This is a genomic window from Cupriavidus sp. UME77 (assembly GCF_014170355.1).
Lineage (GTDB): Bacteria > Pseudomonadota > Gammaproteobacteria > Burkholderiales > Burkholderiaceae > Cupriavidus > Cupriavidus basilensis.
This window is the reverse complement of sequence record NZ_LZZU01000051.1, coordinates 61,882-80,798: the sequence shown is the minus strand read 5'-3', so window position 1 is coordinate 80,798 and position 18,917 is coordinate 61,882. Positions and strand designations below refer to the sequence as shown.

At 65.0% G+C, this 18,917-nt stretch carries 18 protein-coding genes and 1 tRNA gene; 7 read left to right on the top strand and 12 right to left on the bottom strand.

Annotated features, from left to right (window positions below; translation table 11 throughout):
• Nucleotides 1-153: 153 nt before the first annotated feature.
• The 5 genes from A9975_RS21080 to A9975_RS21060 all read right to left on the bottom strand — a co-directional run bounded on the left by A9975_RS21080 (nucleotide 154) and on the right by A9975_RS21060 (nucleotide 4,871).
• The gene (locus tag A9975_RS21080) at nucleotides 154-615 is read right to left on the bottom strand and encodes a prepilin-type N-terminal cleavage/methylation domain-containing protein (protein ID WP_183034527.1); all 462 of its coding nucleotides are present in this window, start codon (nucleotides 613-615) and stop codon (nucleotides 154-156) included.
• 380 nt (nucleotides 616-995) lie between these two features.
• Nucleotides 996-1,691 (bottom strand): TerC family protein, encoded by a 696-nt coding sequence (locus tag A9975_RS21075; protein WP_006158059.1) that lies wholly within the window; start codon nucleotides 1,689-1,691, stop codon nucleotides 996-998.
• Nucleotides 1,692-1,997: 306 nt separating this feature from the next.
• The gene (gene sucD, locus A9975_RS21070) at nucleotides 1,998-2,879 is read right to left on the bottom strand and encodes a succinate--CoA ligase subunit alpha (protein ID WP_043343904.1); all 882 of its coding nucleotides are present in this window, start codon (nucleotides 2,877-2,879) and stop codon (nucleotides 1,998-2,000) included.
• An 81-nt stretch (nucleotides 2,880-2,960) separates the two neighbouring features.
• Nucleotides 2,961-4,127 carry an ADP-forming succinate--CoA ligase subunit beta gene (sucC, locus tag A9975_RS21065; RefSeq protein WP_043343899.1) on the bottom strand — a complete coding sequence of 389 codons (1,167 nt, stop codon included), beginning with the start codon at nucleotides 4,125-4,127 and terminating at the stop codon, nucleotides 2,961-2,963.
• Between the two features lie 69 nt (nucleotides 4,128-4,196).
• A complete protein-coding gene (locus A9975_RS21060) occupies nucleotides 4,197-4,871 on the bottom strand; it encodes a DUF2889 domain-containing protein (RefSeq protein ID WP_183034511.1) in 675 nt (224 codons plus the stop codon).
• 23 nt (nucleotides 4,872-4,894) lie between these two features.
• Here A9975_RS21060 and A9975_RS21055 point away from each other — a divergent pair, with 23 nt between their 5' ends.
• Nucleotides 4,895-5,173 (top strand): hypothetical protein, encoded by a 279-nt coding sequence (locus A9975_RS21055; protein WP_183034510.1) that lies wholly within the window; start codon nucleotides 4,895-4,897, stop codon nucleotides 5,171-5,173.
• Nucleotides 5,174-5,199: 26 nt separating this feature from the next.
• On the opposite strand, the gene recX is transcribed toward A9975_RS21055, so the two are convergent.
• Both recX and recA read right to left on the bottom strand, forming a co-directional pair.
• Nucleotides 5,200-5,667 carry a recombination regulator RecX gene (recX, locus tag A9975_RS21050; protein WP_183034509.1) on the bottom strand — a complete coding sequence of 156 codons (468 nt, stop codon included), beginning with the start codon at nucleotides 5,665-5,667 and terminating at the stop codon, nucleotides 5,200-5,202.
• Between the two features lie 154 nt (nucleotides 5,668-5,821).
• Entirely contained in the window at nucleotides 5,822-6,895 is a 1,074-nt protein-coding gene (gene recA / locus A9975_RS21045; RefSeq protein WP_174428686.1) for a recombinase RecA, read from the bottom strand.
• A 297-nt stretch (nucleotides 6,896-7,192) separates the two neighbouring features.
• Here recA and A9975_RS21040 point away from each other — a divergent pair, with 297 nt between their 5' ends.
• From A9975_RS21040 to tolA, 6 genes are all read left to right on the top strand, one after another.
• The gene (locus tag A9975_RS21040; RefSeq protein WP_150991885.1) at nucleotides 7,193-7,879 is read left to right on the top strand and encodes a response regulator transcription factor; all 687 of its coding nucleotides are present in this window, start codon (nucleotides 7,193-7,195) and stop codon (nucleotides 7,877-7,879) included.
• 106 nt (nucleotides 7,880-7,985) lie between these two features.
• A complete protein-coding gene (locus A9975_RS21035) occupies nucleotides 7,986-9,542 on the top strand; it encodes a sensor histidine kinase (RefSeq protein ID WP_183034508.1) in 1,557 nt (518 codons plus the stop codon).
• Nucleotides 9,539-9,856, top strand: a complete 318-nt coding sequence (locus A9975_RS21030) for a DUF4212 domain-containing protein (protein ID WP_183034507.1) — start codon at nucleotides 9,539-9,541, stop codon at nucleotides 9,854-9,856. Before A9975_RS21035 ends, A9975_RS21030 begins: the two co-directional genes overlap by 4 nt.
• Nucleotides 9,857-10,119: 263 nt before the next feature.
• Nucleotides 10,120-11,820: an MFS transporter gene (locus A9975_RS21025; protein ID WP_183034506.1), complete on the top strand. Its 1,701-nt coding sequence runs from the start codon at nucleotides 10,120-10,122 to the stop codon at nucleotides 11,818-11,820.
• A 203-nt stretch (nucleotides 11,821-12,023) separates the two neighbouring features.
• Nucleotides 12,024-12,100, top strand: a tRNA-Met gene (locus A9975_RS21020).
• Between the two features lie 320 nt (nucleotides 12,101-12,420).
• Nucleotides 12,421-13,167, top strand: a complete 747-nt coding sequence (gene tolA, locus A9975_RS21015) for a cell envelope integrity protein TolA (RefSeq protein WP_183034505.1) — start codon at nucleotides 12,421-12,423, stop codon at nucleotides 13,165-13,167.
• A 106-nt stretch (nucleotides 13,168-13,273) separates the two neighbouring features.
• On the opposite strand, the gene A9975_RS21010 is transcribed toward tolA, so the two are convergent.
• From A9975_RS21010 to A9975_RS20990, 5 genes are all read right to left on the bottom strand, one after another.
• The gene (locus A9975_RS21010; protein ID WP_183034504.1) at nucleotides 13,274-14,113 is read right to left on the bottom strand and encodes a MetQ/NlpA family ABC transporter substrate-binding protein; all 840 of its coding nucleotides are present in this window, start codon (nucleotides 14,111-14,113) and stop codon (nucleotides 13,274-13,276) included.
• Nucleotides 14,114-14,196: 83 nt separating this feature from the next.
• Nucleotides 14,197-15,660, bottom strand: a complete 1,464-nt coding sequence (locus A9975_RS21005) for an efflux transporter outer membrane subunit (RefSeq protein WP_183034503.1) — start codon at nucleotides 15,658-15,660, stop codon at nucleotides 14,197-14,199.
• Nucleotides 15,657-16,625: an efflux RND transporter periplasmic adaptor subunit gene (locus A9975_RS21000; RefSeq protein WP_183034502.1), complete on the bottom strand. Its 969-nt coding sequence runs from the start codon at nucleotides 16,623-16,625 to the stop codon at nucleotides 15,657-15,659. The genes A9975_RS21005 and A9975_RS21000 overlap by 4 nt, the downstream gene beginning before the upstream one ends.
• Nucleotides 16,622-16,831: a DUF1656 domain-containing protein gene (locus A9975_RS20995; protein WP_183034501.1), complete on the bottom strand. Its 210-nt coding sequence runs from the start codon at nucleotides 16,829-16,831 to the stop codon at nucleotides 16,622-16,624. Before A9975_RS20995 ends, A9975_RS21000 begins: the two co-directional genes overlap by 4 nt.
• On the bottom strand, nucleotides 16,828-18,915 hold the full coding sequence (locus A9975_RS20990; RefSeq protein WP_183034500.1) for an FUSC family protein: 2,088 nt from the start codon (nucleotides 18,913-18,915) through the stop codon (nucleotides 16,828-16,830). Before A9975_RS20990 ends, A9975_RS20995 begins: the two co-directional genes overlap by 4 nt.
• Nucleotides 18,916-18,917 lie beyond the last annotated feature (2 nt).

Genomic DNA, 18,917 nt, shown 5'->3' with positions numbered 1-18,917 from the left:
GAAAGAAAAAGCGCCCGAAGGCGCTTTCCATGATCCCTTAGCGGACCGGCTCCATCAGCACAGTCCATTGTGACTGCCAGTGCCCTGAAGGAAATCCCTCATCGCCACCGGAAAGTAGCCTAAGGCAATCGCCGTCAGGTAGGCACCGAGCCATTAGGACGCGTTATTCTTATTAATGACAGTCAGCGCGGCTGCATTGGTAACAGTCGTCGTGTTTTTCCAAGAGACGGTATCGGCATTCATGGTCGGCGCAACCGTAATGACCAGACCATCTACGCCACTTGCAATTCCGGTCGCCAGGTTGATGGTAATAGTCCCACCAGTCACGGATGCGGAAGCAACTTCCTTCGTTGCTGTGAAGACGGGAATGTTTGTAACCGCGCCTGCAGCGGTGGTAGTGCAATTCGTGAGAACGCCACCAGCCTCTTGCCCACACAGTGCAATCGCCGTCTTAATTGAGTCCACCGATGCCAGTGCATTCGTGACCTTAGCCTTGGTCGTATAGTCCTGATACTGGGGGATTGCCACAGCAGCCAAGATACCAATAATCGCAACCACGATCATCAGTTCGATCAGCGTGAAGCCCTTCTGGACTCGGCGGCCCAGTTTTTTCATTTGTTGCACCCGTTGTTGCATGATTGACCCCTCGAAGGAATTTTGGATACAAATCGAAACATTTTGTTTCATGTGATGCTGTACGTTCTTAGCACTTAGCGTGCCAGCGCCGCCAAGCCTTGATGTCTCGTCGGCGAGTGACAATTTTCGCCACTTCGGGCCATCCCGGGTGTTGATCCCGCGCAAATTTTGTCACTAAGTATGACGCGGCGGGTCAGTAAACCTGCGTTTTGGCTTAAGTCAGTCTGAAACCGCACTGAAATCTCTGCCATGCCTGCGACATGGCCTGCGCTACAGCACAAAAACAAAACGGGCGGCTCCCGGGCCACCCGTCTGTCCGGCAGCGCCCCAACGGGGCACCACCTTATCCACAAAGCCTGTCAGGCCGTCTGTGGCGCCCGCCTGCTCAGCAGCTTGCCAACCACCACCACCAGCGCGGCGCCGATCACGCCGAACACCAGGTGGGCATGCGGCACGTGCATCTCGAACCATGCGGCGTCCACCGGGTCGCTGACCAGCATTTCACCGGCCAGGTAGCCCAGCAGCGCGGCGCCCAGCACGATGATGATGGGGAAGCGGTCCATGACCTTGAGCAGGATGGTGCTGCCGAACACGATCAGGGGGATCGACAGGCCCAGGCCCAGGATCAGCAGCATCAGCTGGCTGCCTTCCGGCCCCTTCTGCGCCGCGGCGGCCACGGCCACCACGTTGTCGAGCGACATCACCAGGTCGGCGATCAGGATGGTGCGGATCGCGGCCCAGATGTTGTCCTTGGCCGAGTGGCCTTCTTCGTCGTCATCGCCGGTGAGCAGTTGCACGCCGATGTAGACCAGCAGGATGGCGCCGACGATCTTCAGGTACGGCAGGCTCAGCAGCTTGACCGCGGCTACCGTGAGCACCACCCGCATGATGATGGCGGCGGCGCTGCCCCAGAAGATGGCCTTCTTCTGCTGGGCGGGCGGGAGGTTGCGGGAGGCCAGCGCGATCACCACGGCGTTGTCGCCGGATAGCACGATGTTGGTCAGGATGATGGATCCCAACGCAATCCAGAAAGCGGTGGAGGACAGCAGTTCCACGGTAAAGCTCCTCGAGTTTCTTAAATTATGATTCGAACGCCACATGGCGCCGCCAAAAACTGCGACGCCTGCGGAATTTCGGATGTCTGAGTCTTCAGACATGAAGATTTACCGTATCAAGCTTTCGATTCGGTTTCAATCGGCATGTCGCGCACCTTGGGAGATACCCTAGGTAACGGTACTCCAGAATGACATGCCCCCGCACGGTGGCGGGGGCATGGAGAGCCGGTGTGCGGTCGCAGTCACGCGAGCGCTCCGGCTCCGGCAAGCTTTCCCGCCCGGAGGCGGGAGGCTGCATATCGGTATTTACAGGATCGACTTGAGCAGGCGAGCCATTTCCGACGGGTTCTTGGTGACCTTGATACCGCAGGCTTCCATGATTTCCAGCTTGGCTTGCGCCGTGTCGGCACCGCCCGAGATCAGCGCGCCGGCGTGGCCCATGCGCTTGCCCGGAGGCGCGGTCACGCCAGCGATGAAGCCAACCACCGGCTTCTTCATGTTTTCCTTGATCCAGTAAGCCGCGTTGGCTTCGTCCGGACCACCGATTTCGCCGATCATGACCACGGCGTCCGTTTCGGGATCGTCGTTGAACATCTTCATGATGTCGATGTGCTTCAGGCCGTTGATGGGGTCGCCACCAATGCCGACTGCCGACGACTGGCCCATGCCCAGCGCGGTCAGCTGACCGACTGCTTCATAGGTCAGCGTGCCCGAGCGCGACACCACGCCGATGCGGCCCTTGCGGTGGATGTGGCCCGGCATGATGCCGATCTTGATTTCGTCAGGCGTGATCAGGCCCGGGCAGTTCGGTCCCAGCAACAGGGTCTTCTTGTTGCCCTTGGCCATCTTGTCCTTGAGCTCCATCATGTCGCGCACGGGGATGCCTTCGGTGATGCAGACCACCAGGTCCAGGTCAGCGTCAACGGCTTCCCAGATGGCGGCAGCGGCGCCTGCGGGCGGCACGTAGATCACGGACACGGTGGCGCCGGTCGATGCCTTGGCATCCTTGACGCTTGCGTAGATGGGAATGCCTTCGAAGTCTTCGCCCGCTTTCTTCGGGTTCACGCCGGCAACGAAGCAGTTCTTGCCATTGGCATAGTCGCGGCAGCCACGGGTGTGGAACTGGCCGGTCTTGCCGGTGATGCCCTGGGTGATGACCTTGGTGTCTTTATTAATCAGAATCGACATGCTGTAATCCTTTGCTTGGCTCAAAGCAGCGCGCGAAGGCCTGGCCCCGGCGCGCTGCTGGCGTTCGTGTTCGCGTCTGGCTTACTTGCCCGCGGCAGCAGCCACGACCTTCTGGGCAGCTTCTTCCATGGTATCGGCAGCGATGATGGGCAGGCCCGAGTCGGCCAGCATCTTCTTGCCGATCTCTTCGTTGGTGCCCTTCATGCGCACGACCAGCGGCACGGACAGCGACACGGCCTTGGATGCAGCGATCACGCCTTCGGCGATCACGTCGCAACGCATGATGCCGCCGAAGATGTTGACCAGGATGGCCTTCAGGTTCGGGTTCTTCAGCATCAGCTTGAAGGCTTCGGTCACCTTCTCGGTGGTGGCACCGCCGCCCACGTCCAGGAAGTTGGCCGGCTCGCCGCCGAACAGCTTGATGGTGTCCATGGTGGCCATGGCCAGGCCAGCGCCGTTCACCAGGCAGCCGATGTTGCCGTCCAGCGAGATGTAGGCCAGGTCGAACTTCGACGCTTCGATTTCAGCCGGATCTTCTTCGTCCAGGTCGCGGTAAGCGACGATTTCCGGGTGACGGAACAGGGCGTTGGAGTCGAAGTTGAACTTGGCGTCCAGTGCGATCACCTTGCCGTCGCCGGTCAGGATCAGCGGGTTGATTTCAGCCAGCGAGGCGTCGGTGTCCCAGAATGCCTTGTACAGGCCTTGCAGGGCCTGGCGGGCTTGCGCCACGCTTGCGTCGGGCACGCCGATCTTGCGGGCGATGTCGTCAGCGTCCGCGTCGAGCAGGCCGGCCGACGGATCGATGATCAGCGTGTGGATCTTTTCCGGGCTGTGGGCAGCGACTTCCTCGATGTCCATGCCGCCTTCGCTGGAGGCCATCAGGGCGACCTTTTGCGAAACGCGGTCAACCACCAGGCTGACGTACAGTTCCTTCTTGATGTCAGCGCCTTCTTCGATCAGCAGGCGGTTGACCTTCTTGCCTTCCGGGCCGGTCTGGTGCGTGACCAGGGTCATGCCGAGGATGTTGGTGGCGTAGGTCTTGACCTCGTCGATGCTCTTGGCCACCTTCACGCCGCCGCCCTTGCCGCGGCCGCCCGCGTGGATCTGCGCCTTGACGACCCATACCGGGCCGCCCAGTTGTTCAGCAGCCTTCAGGGCCTCTTCGACCGAGAACGCGGGGATGCCGCGCGGAACCGGCACATTGTATTTGCGCAGGATTTCCTTGCCTTGGTACTCATGGATATTCATGCGTGTTTCCTTTCGGGTAGGCGTAAAAGTGTGGAGATGAAATCTCGGCGGACTGCAGGCCGGCCTGGCTTAGCCAGAAGTGCCGGTTGACCTGCGGGACATGGCGCCGTCGGCGGGGGCGGCGAGCGCCTCCGCTGGCTGCGCCGCCGGGGTCGATGACCCTTCGGTCTTGATCCTCGGTTTTGGCTGGTGACCATACCAGCGGGGGTAAAACTGGCGTACGACCTCGCCTTCGAAATGCAGGGCATGGCAGCCGTGCAACTGGTAAGGCGGTTCGGTACTGGTGTCTTCTGCACCGCCGTCGCGAATGTTGAACACATCGCCGGCGAATGCCTGGATCGCGGTGGTCGGCAATACGCCGGCCAACTCGGTCAAATGGGTGCATCCGGCCACGCCCGACAGGCGCTCTTTCACCGACTTGCGGAAACCCTTCATCAGGTTCAGGCCGATCAGCTTGCGGTAGGCCGGGCCGATGGTGTCGCACTGGCCGGGATAAGGCACCCAGTCGGAACAGGCATCGGCGTCCACGACGTTCATGCGCAGGTCGATGGTGACGCGCAGCCACAAATCGTGCAGCGGCTCGCCCACCGGGCGCACGCCGCCGCCGGCCAGCGGAATCTCGCGCGGCTTGGTGTCAGTCAGGCGCGCCTCGATGTCCCATAGGCCATCGTCCCTAAGATAGGCCTCCGCCGTGATGGCACGACGGTGACGCAGGGCGCGATTGACGGGCGGGGAAAGCGGCATAACACCAGGCAGGAGCGGGAGAAATGGACGGCTGGGCCGGAAAACCGCAGGATTTTAACATGCCGGACAACGCTCGCCGGGAACAAACTGCGCGCGGTGCTGTTGTCGGCGATTGTCGAGCGACGGGCAAGCCCCGCGCATGCGGAAAAATCACGGCATTGCGGCGCAAACGGCCTAAAGCATCAAGACATGAACAGGGTGCGAAGATTCGGAATACGCCTACTGGCAAAGCAGGTATGCGCCCGAAACCGGTGCAGGACATGGCCGTGACATTACCGCGGCATCACAGCGGCATCACTTGAACTTGAGGCGGCCGTGTCGGCGAACGTCAGTCACTGCCATCCAGCCACTCGTCCGCCCCTTTGATCACCTGGCTCACCACCGAGCGGGAAAAGCCGCGGGCGACCATAAAGCGGATCTGCTTGGCCTTGTCTTCGGGCGTGGCGGGCGGCGTGCCAAAACGCTTTTGCCAGACCGCGCGGCCGCGCTCCAGCTCCGACCCGCGCAGGCGATCCTGCAGGTCGGCGAGCTGATCGCCGCCGAGCTGATGGGTGCGGGCTTCCTGCATCACGCGCGCGGCGCCATAGCGGGCCGCGCGCCGGTGCACCAGGCTGTCGACAAAGCGCGCGTTGGACAGCCAGTTCTCGCGCTCCAGCGCATCCAGCAACTGCTCCAGGGCCTCGGGAGACTCGGCGTGCGGGGCCAGCTTGCGCGCCAGCTCCGCCCGGCTGTGCTCGCGCCGCGACAGGTAGCCGACGGCGCGGGCTTTCAGGGAGAGAGGTGGACGGGTAGCCATGGGGAAGGTGCGCTTGAATACCGCGCAGGAACAGCGGGCTTTATCAATGCGTTTTATGGATGCACTTCAAAAATGCAAACCGGGGCGGCGCGCGTCGCTGCGCGTCCCGCCCCGGGGTGGGGATCGCGGCCGGGCATGCCCCGGCCAGCGAAGCTCAGTCTTCGGCGGTGACCACGGCGCCGGCGGTGGCCGGCGTGCCGTTCATCAGGACCACGCCCAGCGACTCGCGCACCTTGTTCTCGATCTCGTCGGCGATGTCGGGATTTTCGCGCAGGTATTCACGCGCGTTGTCCTTGCCCTGACCGATCTTCTCGCCCTTGTAGCTGTACCACGCGCCCGACTTCTCGACGACCTTGGCGTCCACGCCGAGGTCGATGATTTCGCCCTGGCGCGAGATGCCCTGGCCGTAGAGGATGTCGAAGAAGGCTTCGCGGAACGGCGGCGATACCTTGTTCTTGACTACCTTGACCTTGGTTTCGTTGCCGATCACCTCATCGCCCTTCTTGATCGAGCCGATGCGGCGGATGTCCAGGCGCACGGAGGCGTAGAACTTCAGCGCATTGCCGCCGGTGGTGGTTTCGGGCGAGCCGAACATCACGCCGATCTTCATGCGGATCTGGTTGATGAAGATCACCAGGCAGTTGGTGCGCTTGATGGTGCCGGTCAGCTTGCGCAGCGCCTGGCTCATCAGGCGGGCCTGCAGGCCCGGCAGCGAATCGCCCATCTCGCCTTCGATTTCGGCCTTGGGCACCAGGGCCGCCACCGAGTCGATCACGATCAGGTCGACCGAGCCCGAGCGCACCAGCGCGTCGGTGATTTCCAGTGCCTGCTCGCCGGTGTCGGGCTGGGAGATCAGCAGGTCGCCCACGGACACGCCGAGCTTGCCGGCGTAGTTGACGTCGAGCGCGTGCTCGGCATCGATAAAGGCGCAGGTGCCGCCCAGCTTTTGCATTTCGGCCACGACCTGCAGCGTCAGCGTGGTCTTGCCCGAGGATTCCGGACCGTAGATTTCCACCACGCGGCCGCGCGGCAGCCCGCCGACGCCCAGCGCGATGTCCAGGCCCAGCGAGCCGGTCGACACGACCTGGATATCCTGGTCGATGTCGGCCTCGCCCAGTTTCATGATCGAGCCCTTGCCGAACTGCTTCTCGATCTGGGCCAGCGCGGCCGCCAGCGCCTTCTGCTTTTCGGCGCTTACGCCAGCACCCGCCTTCTTGCCGTCATCCATGGTCGTCCTTCCGTCAATGGTGTATAAATAGGCCGCATGTGGCGCGCTGCCTGCTTTTGCGGGTAACCGCCCGACCCGCGCCGCGCTGCGAACTCCTGATGACAATGAACCTGGCAGCAGGGGCAAACATTGGGCAAACGTCGGTAATACATTCGTTGCTAAATTCAGTACGATCCGGCCCGCTCACTGCGCGACCGGATCAAGCGAGTACTGTATAAAAAAACAGTATGCTTGGCAAGTCCCGCACGCGTCATTTGATGTAAAGCGACGACTAAGCCGGCCAGGGTGGAGACAACCATGCGTATTCTGATCGCCGAAGATGACGATGTGCTGGCAGATGGCCTGACACGCTCATTACGTCACTCCGGCTATGCCGTCGACCATGTTGCCAGTGGGGTTGAAGCCGACTCGGCGCTCTCGACCCAGACCTTCGACCTCCTGATCCTCGATCTCGGCCTGCCCCGCATGCCCGGGCTGGAAGTGCTCAAGCGCCTGCGCACGCGCGGCGCCATGCTGCCGGTGCTGATCCTGACCGCGGCGGACGGCGTCGATGAGCGCGTCAAGGGCCTGGACCTGGGCGCCGATGACTACATGGCCAAGCCCTTCGCCCTGTCCGAGCTGGAAGCCCGCGTGCGCGCGCTGGTGCGGCGCGGCGCCGGCGGTGGCGCCACGCTCACGCACCACGGCCCGCTGGCCTTCGACCAGGTTGGCCGCATCGCCTACCTGAACGAGCAGATGCTGGATCTCTCCGCGCGCGAGGTCGGACTGCTGGAGATCCTGCTCACCCGCACCGGGCGGCTGGTATCGAAGGAGCAACTGGTCGACCACCTGTGCGAATGGGGCGAGGAGGTCAGCAACAATGCCATCGAAGTCTATGTGCACCGGCTGCGCAAGAAGATCGAGGTGGGCGGGATCCGCATTGCCACGGTGCGCGGGCTGGGCTACTGCCTGGAGAAATTCCAGGCCGCCGTGACGCACGACTAGAAAGCGCCATTAGAATCGGAATCGGAATCGGAATCGGCATCGGCGCCGTTTCCCTTTGACGGCATGCCGGCGACACCGCCAAGACCTGCCCGACCACCTCCTCCCCATGAGCCTGCTGCGACTGCCCCGGCGGCGCGCGCGGGCCGCACGGCCCGCGCGCGCGCCCTCCCCGCCCGATGAGATCGTCAGCGACGAAACGCTGGCCGACGCCCTGCCGCACCTTGAAGACAGCGCGGGCCATCCGTCGCCGCGTTCGCTGTTCGGCGAAATCCTGGACTGGATGCTGGCGCCGCTGCTGCTGCTGTGGCCGATGAGCATTGCCGTGACCTACCTGGTGGCGAAGTCCATTGCCAACGGGCCCTTCGACCGCTCGCTGGAGGCCAGCGCCATCGTGCTGTCGCAGCAGGTGCGCGAGGTCAACGGGCGCGTCACGCTGCAGTTGCCCCTGTCCGCGCGCGAAATCCTGCGGGCCGATGAAACCGACAACATCTACTACCAGGTGGTGGGCACGCATGGCGAGTTCGTCGCCGGGGACAACGACATGCCACTGCCCGGCGAGGACGATCGCGGCCACGCCGGGCTGGTCTCGCTGCGCGACGACCGCATCGCGGGCAACGACGTGCGCGTGGCCTACACCTACGTCGACCTGAAGCAGGCGGGCGACGCGCAGCCGGTGCTGGTGCAGGTTGGCGAGACGCTCGACAAGCGCGCGCGGCTGGCCAATGAAATCATCAAGGGCGTGATCCTGCCGCAGTTCGTGATCCTGCCGCTGGCGGTGGTGCTGGTGTGGTTCGGCCTCACACGCGGGCTGGCCCCGCTGACCTCGATCCAGCAGCGCATCCGCGCGCGCAACCCCGGCGACACCAGCCCCATCGACGAACACGCCGCGCCGCAGGAAATCACGCCGCTGGTGGCCTCGTTCAACGACCTGCTGGCGCGGCTCGACGTTTCCGTGCAGACGCAAAAGCGCTTTATCGCCGATGCCGCCCACCAGATGAAGACGCCGCTGGCCGGGCTGCGCATGCAGGCGGAGCTGGCGCAGCGCGAGCAATCGCCCGAGGAGCTGCGCAAGTCGCTGGCGCAGATCGCCGGCAGCTCGGAGCGCGCGGCCCACCTGGTGACACAGCTGCTGTCGCTGGCGCGCATGGAGAACCTGGCCGGCGCCGGCAGCATGGCGCCACTGGACCTGGCCGCGCTCGCGCGCGAGGTGGTCAAGGACTGGCTGCCGCAGGCGTGGGCGCGCCGCATCGATCTCGGCGTGGATGCCGACGACCACCCGGTGATGGTGCAAGGCAATCGCCTGATGCTTACCGAGATGCTCAACAACCTGATCGACAACGCCATCCGCTACACGCCGGCCGATGGCCACGCCACCGTGCGCGTCAGCGCGGATGCCTTCGAGCCCTTCGCGTATCTCGACGTGGAAGACACCGGCCCCGGCATCCCGGTGGCCGAGCGCGAGCGCGTGATGGAACGGTTCTACCGCGTGCTCGGCACCAAGACCCAGGGCAGTGGCCTGGGCCTGGCCATCGTGCGCGAGATCGTGCAGCAGCACGGCGGCGATGTGAGCATTCTCGACCACGTCTACCAGACGGAGCCGCGCCTGGCCGGCGCGTGCTTTCGCATCACGCTGCGCCGGCCATCTCCCCTGGAGCCTGCATGACCGACCCCGACCACACGCGCGGCGGGCGCGACCAGGCCGATCAGTCCGAGCGCCGCGCGTGGCATCGCAACCTGCGCTGGATTGCCGTGCTGCTGTCGATCTGGTTCGTCGTCACCTTCGTGGTCGCCTGGTATGCCCGTGAGCTGCGCTTCGATTTCTTCGGCTGGCCCTTCTCGTTCTGGGTCGGCGCGCAGGGCGCGCTGATCGTCTACGTCCTGATGGCGGCAATCTATGCCTGGCGCATGAACCGCGATGAAGACGATGACGCCGGCGTGCCGCCCGTGCCCGCCCGCCAGCGTGACGATGCTGCATAGCAAGATCCCGGCACCGCCACGCATCACCGACTCACACAGACCCGCCTGACACCTTTCGCACCGCGGCGCAGCACCGCCAGGCCTGCTTTGCGCCTAGCGTATACCCCGAGCGTTTAGTGGCGAACTCGGCCGACATTGTCAGAACGCAGTAAGGTTCGCCTCCCACAATCCATTGCAACTTCGGAGGTTGTCGCGCGTCCGCCAGAGAGCGAGAGCGTGCCGGCCGCCAGCCCGAAAGATTCCGATCACAAACGGAGGAGACAATGGCCAACGCACAAAACGTGGCGATGCCCGGGGGCAGCGCCCAGAACTCGGCAATGACTGCCGAAGAGAGGAAGGTGATCTTTGCCTCCTCGCTCGGGACGGTGTTCGAGTGGTACGACTTTTATCTTTACGGTTCGCTGGCGGCCATCATCGCCAAGCAGTTCTTCTCCGGCCTCGATCCAACCGCCGCCTTCATTTTCGCCCTGCTGGCATTTGCCGCCGGCTTCATCGTGCGGCCGTTCGGCGCGCTGGTGTTTGGCCGCCTGGGCGACATGATCGGGCGCAAGTACACCTTCCTGGTAACCATCCTGATCATGGGTGCCTCGACCTTCATCGTGGGCCTGCTGCCGGGATTTGCCAGCATCGGCTGGGCCGCCCCGATCATCCTGATCGGGCTGCGCATGCTGCAGGGCCTGGCGCTCGGCGGCGAGTACGGCGGTGCCGCCACCTACGTGGCCGAGCACGCGCCGCACGGCAAGCGCGGCGCCTATACCGCATGGATCCAGACCACCGCCACGCTCGGCCTGTTCCTGTCGCTGATCGTGATCCTGGTGTGCCGCAACATGACGGGCGCGAACTTTGAAGTCTGGGGCTGGCGCATTCCGTTCCTGGTCTCGATCCTGCTGCTCGGCGTGTCGGTCTACATCCGCCTGTCGATGAGCGAATCGCCCGCCTTCCAGAAGATGAAGGCCGAAGGCAAGACCTCCAAGGCCCCGCTGACCGAAGCATTCGGCCAATGGCGCAACCTGAAGATCGTGATCCTGGCGCTGATCGGCCTGACCGCCGGCCAGGCCGTGGTCTGGTACACCGGCCAGTTCTACTCGCTGTTCTTCCTGACCCAGGTGCTCAAGGTCGACGCCACCACCGCCAACCTGCTGATCGCGGGCGCCCTGGTGATCGGCACGCCGTTCTTCATCTTCTTTGGCTCGCTGTCGGACAAGATCGGGCGCAAGTGGATCATCATGGCCGGCTGCGCGCTGGCGATGCTGACCTACTTCCCGCTGTTCAAGGCCCTGACCCACTACGCCAACCCGGCCCTGGAGCGCGCGCAGCAAAGCGCCCAGATCGTGGTGACCGCGGATCCGAAGCAATGCTCCTTCCAGGGCAGCCCGATCGCCCGCGAAATCGATTTCCGCAGCTCCTGCGACATCGTCAAGCGGACCCTGGCACAAGCTTCGGCCAGCTATGAAGTGGTGGAGGCCCCGGCCGGCACCGTAGCCTCGGTGAAGATCGGCGACAAGGAGATCGCTTCCTTCAACGCCTCGCTGGTGCCGGCAGGCCACAGCTTCGACGATGCGAGCAAGAAGCAGATCGCTGCGTTCAAGAAGCAGGTGGGCGAGTCGATGGCCTCGGCCGGCTACCCGACCAAGGCGGACCCCGCGCAGATGAACACCATCATGGTGCTGGTGGTCCTCGTCATCCTGGTGATCTACGTGACCATGGTGTACGGCCCGATCGCGGCCATGCTGGTGGAGATGTTCCCGACCCGGATCCGCTACACGTCCATGTCGCTGCCGTATCACATCGGCAATGGCTGGTTCGGCGGCCTGCTGCCCACCATCTCCTTCGCGCTGGTGGCACAGAACGGCAACATCTACTACGGCCTCTGGTACCCGATCATCATCGCGGGCATCACCCTGGTCCTCGGCTCGCTGTTCATCCGTGAAACCAAGGACGTGGATATCTACGCCAACGACTGAAGGCGCGTGAGCCGGCCCGTCGTCCAGGGCACCAGCCTCATGCACGACTGATCCGGTAGTCAGTCGCTCCACCGGCGGGCCGCAAGGCCCGCCTTTTTTTTGCAGGCTGCAGGGTGCATGCCGTGCCATTCGACGCCCTCAAAAGTTTTTGAAGAAGTGGTGTTGACAGCCTCAAAATGCCATGTATAATCTCGGTCTTGTTCGGCGAATTAGCTCAGTTGGTTAGAGCGACGGAATCATAATCCGCAGGTCCGGGGTTCGAGTCCCTGATTCGCCACCATATTCGTTGAAGCCTGGAAACGGGCTACAACAAAAACCCCTCCCGATCGCAAGATCGGGAGGGGTTTTGCTTTTGGGGCTTCTGCTTTCTTGCGATCGATTTCTATCCTCGCCGGATCTACGCTCCACCTTCAGAGCACCCCGCGGCGGAGACTCCCGCTTGCCTACCGCAACGATGCCGACCTAAGCTGCATGCAGTGGATGCCATGCGCGGGGCCGCGCACAGAGCATTGCACCACCTCCTTCCACAGGGATGTGAGAGTGATTCCAGAGTGACACAGCACTGACTATGCATCGCCCGTCCGTGGCCTGCCGCGCGTCATGATGACCATCGCCCATCCGTATCAACAGGTGCAGGAGCGAGGAACGCTGAAGTGTTTCCTGCTGGCTCTGTTCATGCATATGCTGCTGGGCTTGATGCTTTACTACGGGGTGCATTGGCAGAGCCGCACGCCGGCCGGCGTGGAGGCGGAGCTGTGGGACACCGTGCCCGAGATTGCGCAGCCCCAGCCGGTGGTCCAGCCGACGCCCGTGGAACCGCAGCCCGTGTTGAAGCCGGAGCCGGACGACAACGCCGACATCGCCCTGCAGGCTCAGAAGCGCAAGCAGGCCGCCGCGGCCGAGGAAGCCAGGCAGGCCGACCAGCGCGAGCGCCAGGCACGAGAGGCGGAGCGCCAGGCGGCCTTGAAGCAGCAGCGCAAGAGCGAACTAGCGCGCCTGCAGGCCATGGCCAACAGCGCTCCCACCACCGGTGGCGTAGGCAGCCGCGCGGGCACCGGCGCCGGTGCTGGCGGCAACGCCTCGCCCGGCTACGCGGACCGCGTGCGGCGCCGCGTGAAGCCGAACATCATCTTTACCGAAGAGATCGCCGGCAACCCGGCCGCGGTGGTCGCGGTGCGCATGGCGCCGGATGGCTCGCTGCTGTCGGTGCGGCTCACCAAATCCAGCGGCAATGCCGGCTGGGACAACGCCGTGCTGCGCGCGGTGGAGCGATCCGACCCGCTGCCGCGCGACGAGAACGGCGTGGCGCCCCCCGGCGTCAACATCACGTTCATGCCCAGGGAATAGCGGCCGGCCACAAACAAAAAGCCCCTTCGGTCCTTGCGATCCGAAAGGGCTTGACTGTCAGGCTTGCGCAACCGGGACAACTTAATGTCCACGGCCACCTGCCCGATCAGAACGACGGCACCATTGCGCCCTTGAACTCGTTCTTCATGAATTGCCGTACCTCTTCTGACTGGTAAGCCGCGACCAGTTTCTTCACCCACGGCTTGTCCTTGTCCTGCGTGCGCACGGCGATGATGTTGGCGTACGGGCTGTGGATGTCTTCCAGCGCGATGGCGTTGCGGGTGGGCTGCAGGCCGGCGGCGAGCGCGTAGTTGGTGTTGATCACCGCCGCGGCCACGTCGGGCAGCGAGCGCGCCAGTTGCGCGGCGTCGAGCTCGACGAGCTTCAGCTTCTTCGGGTTGTCGCTCACGTCCAGCGGCGTGGCGTTGACGCCGTTGGTACCGACACCGCTCTTGAGCTTGATCACGCCCTGCGCGGCCAGCAGGAGCAACGCGCGGTTCTCATTGGAGGGATCGTTGGGCACGGCGACCTTGGCGCCTTGCGGCAGGTCCTTGGGCGACTTCAGCTTCTGCGAGTAGATGCCCAGCGGAGAGATATACGTGTAGCCCACGCTGACCATCTTGTAGCCGCGCTGCTTCACCTGGCTGTCCAGGTAAGGCTGATGCTGGAAGCTGTTGGCGTCGAGGTCGCCGGCGTCGAGCGCGGCGTTGGGCTGCACATAGTCGTTGAACTCGACGACCTTGATATTGAGCCCTTCGCGCTTGGCGACCTTCTGCACCACCTGCCAGACTTGCGCGTCCGGGCCGCTGACGGTACCGACGCGCAGGGTCTGCTCCTGCGCCATCGCAGCGCCCGATGCCACGATGCCGAGCGCGGCGACCGCGACGGACAGCGCTTGCCGGAGGGAGGGATAAGAGAAACCGGAAAAACCAGAAAAGTTGGACATGCTGCTTGTGTTCCTTTCCGCCATGCGCGCCAGCTTGCATGGCCTTAACCATGATGACAGCCCAGCACACGTTCGATGCACGTTCAGTGCGCCTGCTCGCTCATCGTGCGCGACTCGACCTTGGGCGCATTTTGCCATCCACCGCCCAGCGCAAGGAAGAGATTGATCTGGTCCAGCGCGACCTGGCTTTCCGACGCCGCCAGTGACGCTTCGGTGCTGGCGAGCGTGCGGTCGGCATCCAGGCTGAACAGGTACGGCGAGCGGCCGGCCTGGTAGAGCTGGCGGTTCTGCCGCGCGACTTCGTTGGCCTTGTCGCGGGCATCGCGCAGCGCCTGGGTGCGCTCCAGCTCACGCGTGTAGCTGCTCAGCGCCGACTGCGTTTCGCGCAGCGCCTTGAGCACCACGCCGTCGAAGTGGGCAAGCGCCGCTTCGGCGCCGGCTTCGGTGCCATGGATGCGGGCGCGGGTGCCGCTGGTCGGGATGTTCCAGGTGATCAGCGGGCCATAGCCCCAGTGCGCGGTCGGTGCCTGGCCGAGGTGGTCGAGGATGCCGGTGAAGCCGGCGGAGGCGCCGATGCGGATGGACGGGTACAGATCCGCCGTGGCAACGCCGATCTTGGCCGTGGCCGAGGCGAGTTCGCGCTCGGCCTGGCGCACATCGGGGCGGCGCTTGAGCAGCGCGGCGCCGTCGCCCACGGGCAGCGCCTGGCGCAGCCTGGGTTCTTCGTGGCAGGCGTACTCCGCCTGCGAGGTGGCGCTGGGCGGCTTGCCCAGCATCACCGCCAGCCGGTACGCCGCGCCCTCTTGCTCGGCCTTGAAGCGCGGCAAGGCCGCGCGCAGCACGTCGGCCTGCGCCTGTGAGCGCAGCAGGTCCACCGGCTGCCCGCGCCCGGCATCGACCAGCTTGCGGGCCAGCTCGACGCCGCGGCGCTGCAACTCCAGCTGATGCTCGGCCACGACCAGTTCATGCGTGGCGGCGCAGCCCTGCACGTAGGCGCGCACGGTCTCGGCCACCACGCCAACACGGGCCTGGTCGAGTGCCGCCTGGCTGGCTTGCGCACCGGCCAGCGCCGCTTCATCCGCGCGCGCCAGCTTGCCGAAGAAGTCGATCAGGTAGGAAACCTTGAAGCCGACATCGCCAAAGTTCATCACCGGGATCTTCTCTTCCTTGAGCAGCGGCTCGCCCGCGATCTGCCCGCGTTCCGCGCTGGCGGAGAGCCGGGCTTCCGGCAGGTTCTCTGCCTCCACCTCGTGGTAGACCGCGATGGCGCGCTTCAGGTTGGCCGCGGCCACGCGCAAATCGGTATTGGCAACAAGCGCCTGCTGCACCAGCTGGTCGAGCTTCGGATCGTCATACAGGCGCCACCAGCCATCGGGCACCTCGGCAATCGATACGGCGGGGTTGTTCGTGCCGAGCAGCGGGCCGTTGGCCGCTTGCGCCTTCACGGCGGCGTTGTCCGGCACATGGTAGTCGGGCCCGACCGTGGTGCAGGCGGCAAACAGCAACGGCACCAGTGCGGGCAGCAGGGCTTTGCGCAACGTGTTCACCGCGCGCCTCCCTGGCTGGCGGCTCCCTTGCCGGCCAGCGCGAGCTTGTCCTTCTGATCCTTCTGGCCTTCGGGCCCGGCCTGCGCCTTGTCCCGGGCCGAGGGCTCACGCACCGACACGGTAGCGGTACGGCCTGCGACCATGCGCAAGTCGGCGGGCGGCTCGTCCAGCGCGATGCGCACCGGGATGCGTTGCGCGAGGCGGACCCAGTTGAACGTCGGGTTCACATTCGGCAGCAGGTTGGAGCCGTTGGTGCGGTCCCGGTCCTCGATGCCGGCGGCAATGCTCTGCACGTGGCCATGCAGCACGCGGGATTCGCCCATGATGCGGATGTCCACCGGATTGCCGATATGGATGCCGTGCAGCTTGGTTTCTTCGAAGTAGCCTTCCACGTGGAAGGAATTCGCATCCACCATCGACAGCACCGGGCGGCCGGTGTTGACGTAGTCGCCCAGGCGCGGCAGCCGGTCGTTCAGGTAGCCGTCGACCGGGCTGAGCACGCTGGTGCGCTCCAGGTTGAGCTTGGCGAGGTTGACCGCGGCCTGCGCCTGCGCCAGCGCCGCTTCGCCTTGCTGGACCTTGGCCAGGCCTTCTTCCACCACTTCCTTGGAGACGACCTCGGACAGGGTCTGGCTGCGGCGGGCTTCACGGCGCGCCTGCGCGAGCACGGCGCTTTGCGCCGCCGCCGTGGCCTGCGCCTGCTGCAAGGCCAGCGCGAAGCGGTCGCGGTCGATCTCGAACAACGGCTGTCCGCGTTGCACGCGCTGGTTGTCCTTGACGAGGACCTTGGTCACCAGCCCGGACACGTCCGGCGCGATCTGCACCACGTCTGCGCGGATATGGCCGTCGCGGGTCCATGGCGCCACGGTGTAGTAATCCCACAGGTGCTTGACGACGACGACCGCGGCCGCGGTGACGACAAGGGTAAGGACGATGGGTCCAAGCGTACGAAGATTCAGTTTCATGACTGCAGCCGATAGGCCAGGTAGACGGTGCCACCCAGGACGATCACATATAACGCCAGATTGAACAGGGACCGGTGCCAGACCAGCCGATAAAAACCCACACGCGCCAGCACGGCACGCGCGCACGCGGTGATCAGGAACGCCACCAGCATCCACGCCAGCAGGCTCGGGACAAACACACCATAGACGTCGACTTCACCGCTCATTGCTTGTTGCTCGCTTGCTTGCTCATTGGGTCTGCCGCCTGGCCCGCGGGCAAGGCACCCGCCGCGCTCATTGCCACGGGCGCCGCCGAAAACAGCGCGACGTGCATTTCCACCAGCGCGGCAAAGGACTCGCGCGAAGCCTGGTCGGCGCGCGAGGCAACCTTGCCGATCGCCTTGGCCAGCCGGTCGCGCAGCACTTGCGGCGGCGTGTCGGCACGGGCGTCCAGGCGTGCCTGGTAGTAGCTGGCAACGCCCTGCAGCACGCGCCGTACCGAGTGCTGGTGCTCCGGCGCCAGCGCGGGCAGTTCGCGCTGCAGCGCCAGCGTGCTGAGCTCCACGCGCACTTCGGTAAAGCCGTCGCCGGTGGTTTCATCCTCGCTGGCCGCCAGCCGCGGCACCAGTTGCGCCAGGCGGTCCAGCATGCGGGCACGCAGATGCGCGTGCTCGCCCGGCTCGCGCCCGGTGGCGTTGCGGGCGATATCGCCCCAGCTGGCGCGCACCAGCCTGCGTACCGCGGCCCTGGTGCCGAAGGGGCGGGCCACCAGGGTCCACACCAGCGCGAACAGAATGCCCGCGATGCCGGCCACGTTGCCGTTGAAGAAGGCGTTGAAGTCGGCGTTGTAGGCGCCCTGGATGCCGATATCGTTGGCCGTGATCACGGCCAGCGGCATGGCGATCAACGCGAGCCGGGGCTGCGCCATCATCAAGCCGATGATCAGGTAGGGCACCGCGAACATCAGCACCAGCATCTCGAAATCGTGCGCGTTCGGCAGGACCACGAACAGGTAGATGGTAGCGAGCACCAGGCAGACCACGTTCCAGCGGAAGAACGAGCGGATCATCGGCGCCGGCTCGTCCATCGCGGCAAAGAAGCAGCACGACACCGCGCCCAGCGCGACCGCGCCGGCGCCATCCGCCCAGCCTGTCCAGATCCACACCATGCCCATGCTGAAGATCGCCAGAGCGGTTGTGGCGGTGGAGAACAGCAGCATGCCGTGATCGTAGTGGCGCGCGGCGCCCACGCCCCAGCGCCGGAACACCGGCGCCCAGTCGCCCTGCGGTGCCGCCTCGCCGATACAGCGCTGCAGCGACACGCAGTCCTGCCACAACTCCATCAGCTCACGCAGACGGCCTTCGGCCGTGGCGGCCAGCGCCGCGTGCCAGTCTGGCCCGGCACTGCCAGGCTCCAGGCCGGCGTCGTCGATCGGCGCGTGGGCGGATAGCTGCAACGCCGGCAGCGGCGCCAGCGCGCCCGCGCTGATCCATGCCGACACCAGCGCCATGTTGTGCGACAGGCGTTGCGGAATGCCCGCGGCGTGCTGGTGCAAGGCGTCCACCACGGAAGCCAGCGACGACAGCACGGGCAGCAGCATGGTCATGCGGCCACGCAACTCCTGCGCGTGCTTGACGCGCGCGGCGCTTTCGGCGTCGTAGGAGAGATGGCTGATCAACTGGTCGAGCGCGAGGATGTCGGCGGCCAGGCGATGGCGGCTGTGATGGCGCGACACCTTCGCGGCCGGCTGCGCCGAGAGCATATCGGTGGCCCACAGCGCGGCGTCCGCCAGCCACTGGGCGGATTTCTGGCCGAGCACCGTGGCCACCTTGGCGGGGAAGATGGTCGAGCCGACAAGGCTCGCGCACACGATGCCCAGGCAGATTTCCTCGGCCCGCGCCACGGCGATGTCGAACACGCCCGAGGGATCGCTCACCGAGGGCAAGGCCACCATCGGCAGCGTATAGGCCGCCAGCATGAACACATAGCTGCGCGGCGTGCGGTGCAGCAGCGCGACATAGAGCAGGATGCCGGTCCATAACGCCACCGCGGCCATCAGCAACACTGGCGCATTGACCAGCGGCGGCACGATGGCGACGGATGCGGCCGCGCCAAGCAGCGTGCCAAGCACGCGATACAGCGCCTTGGAGCGCGTGGCGCCGGTGAGCGGATGCGCCACGATATACACGGAGGCCATGGCCCAGTACGGGCGCGGCAGACCAAGGTACAGCGCGATGAACAGCGCCAGCATGGCTGCCGCAAAGGCTTTGAGGGAGAAGATCCAGTCCCGTCCGGTGGGCCAGCTGACCATGT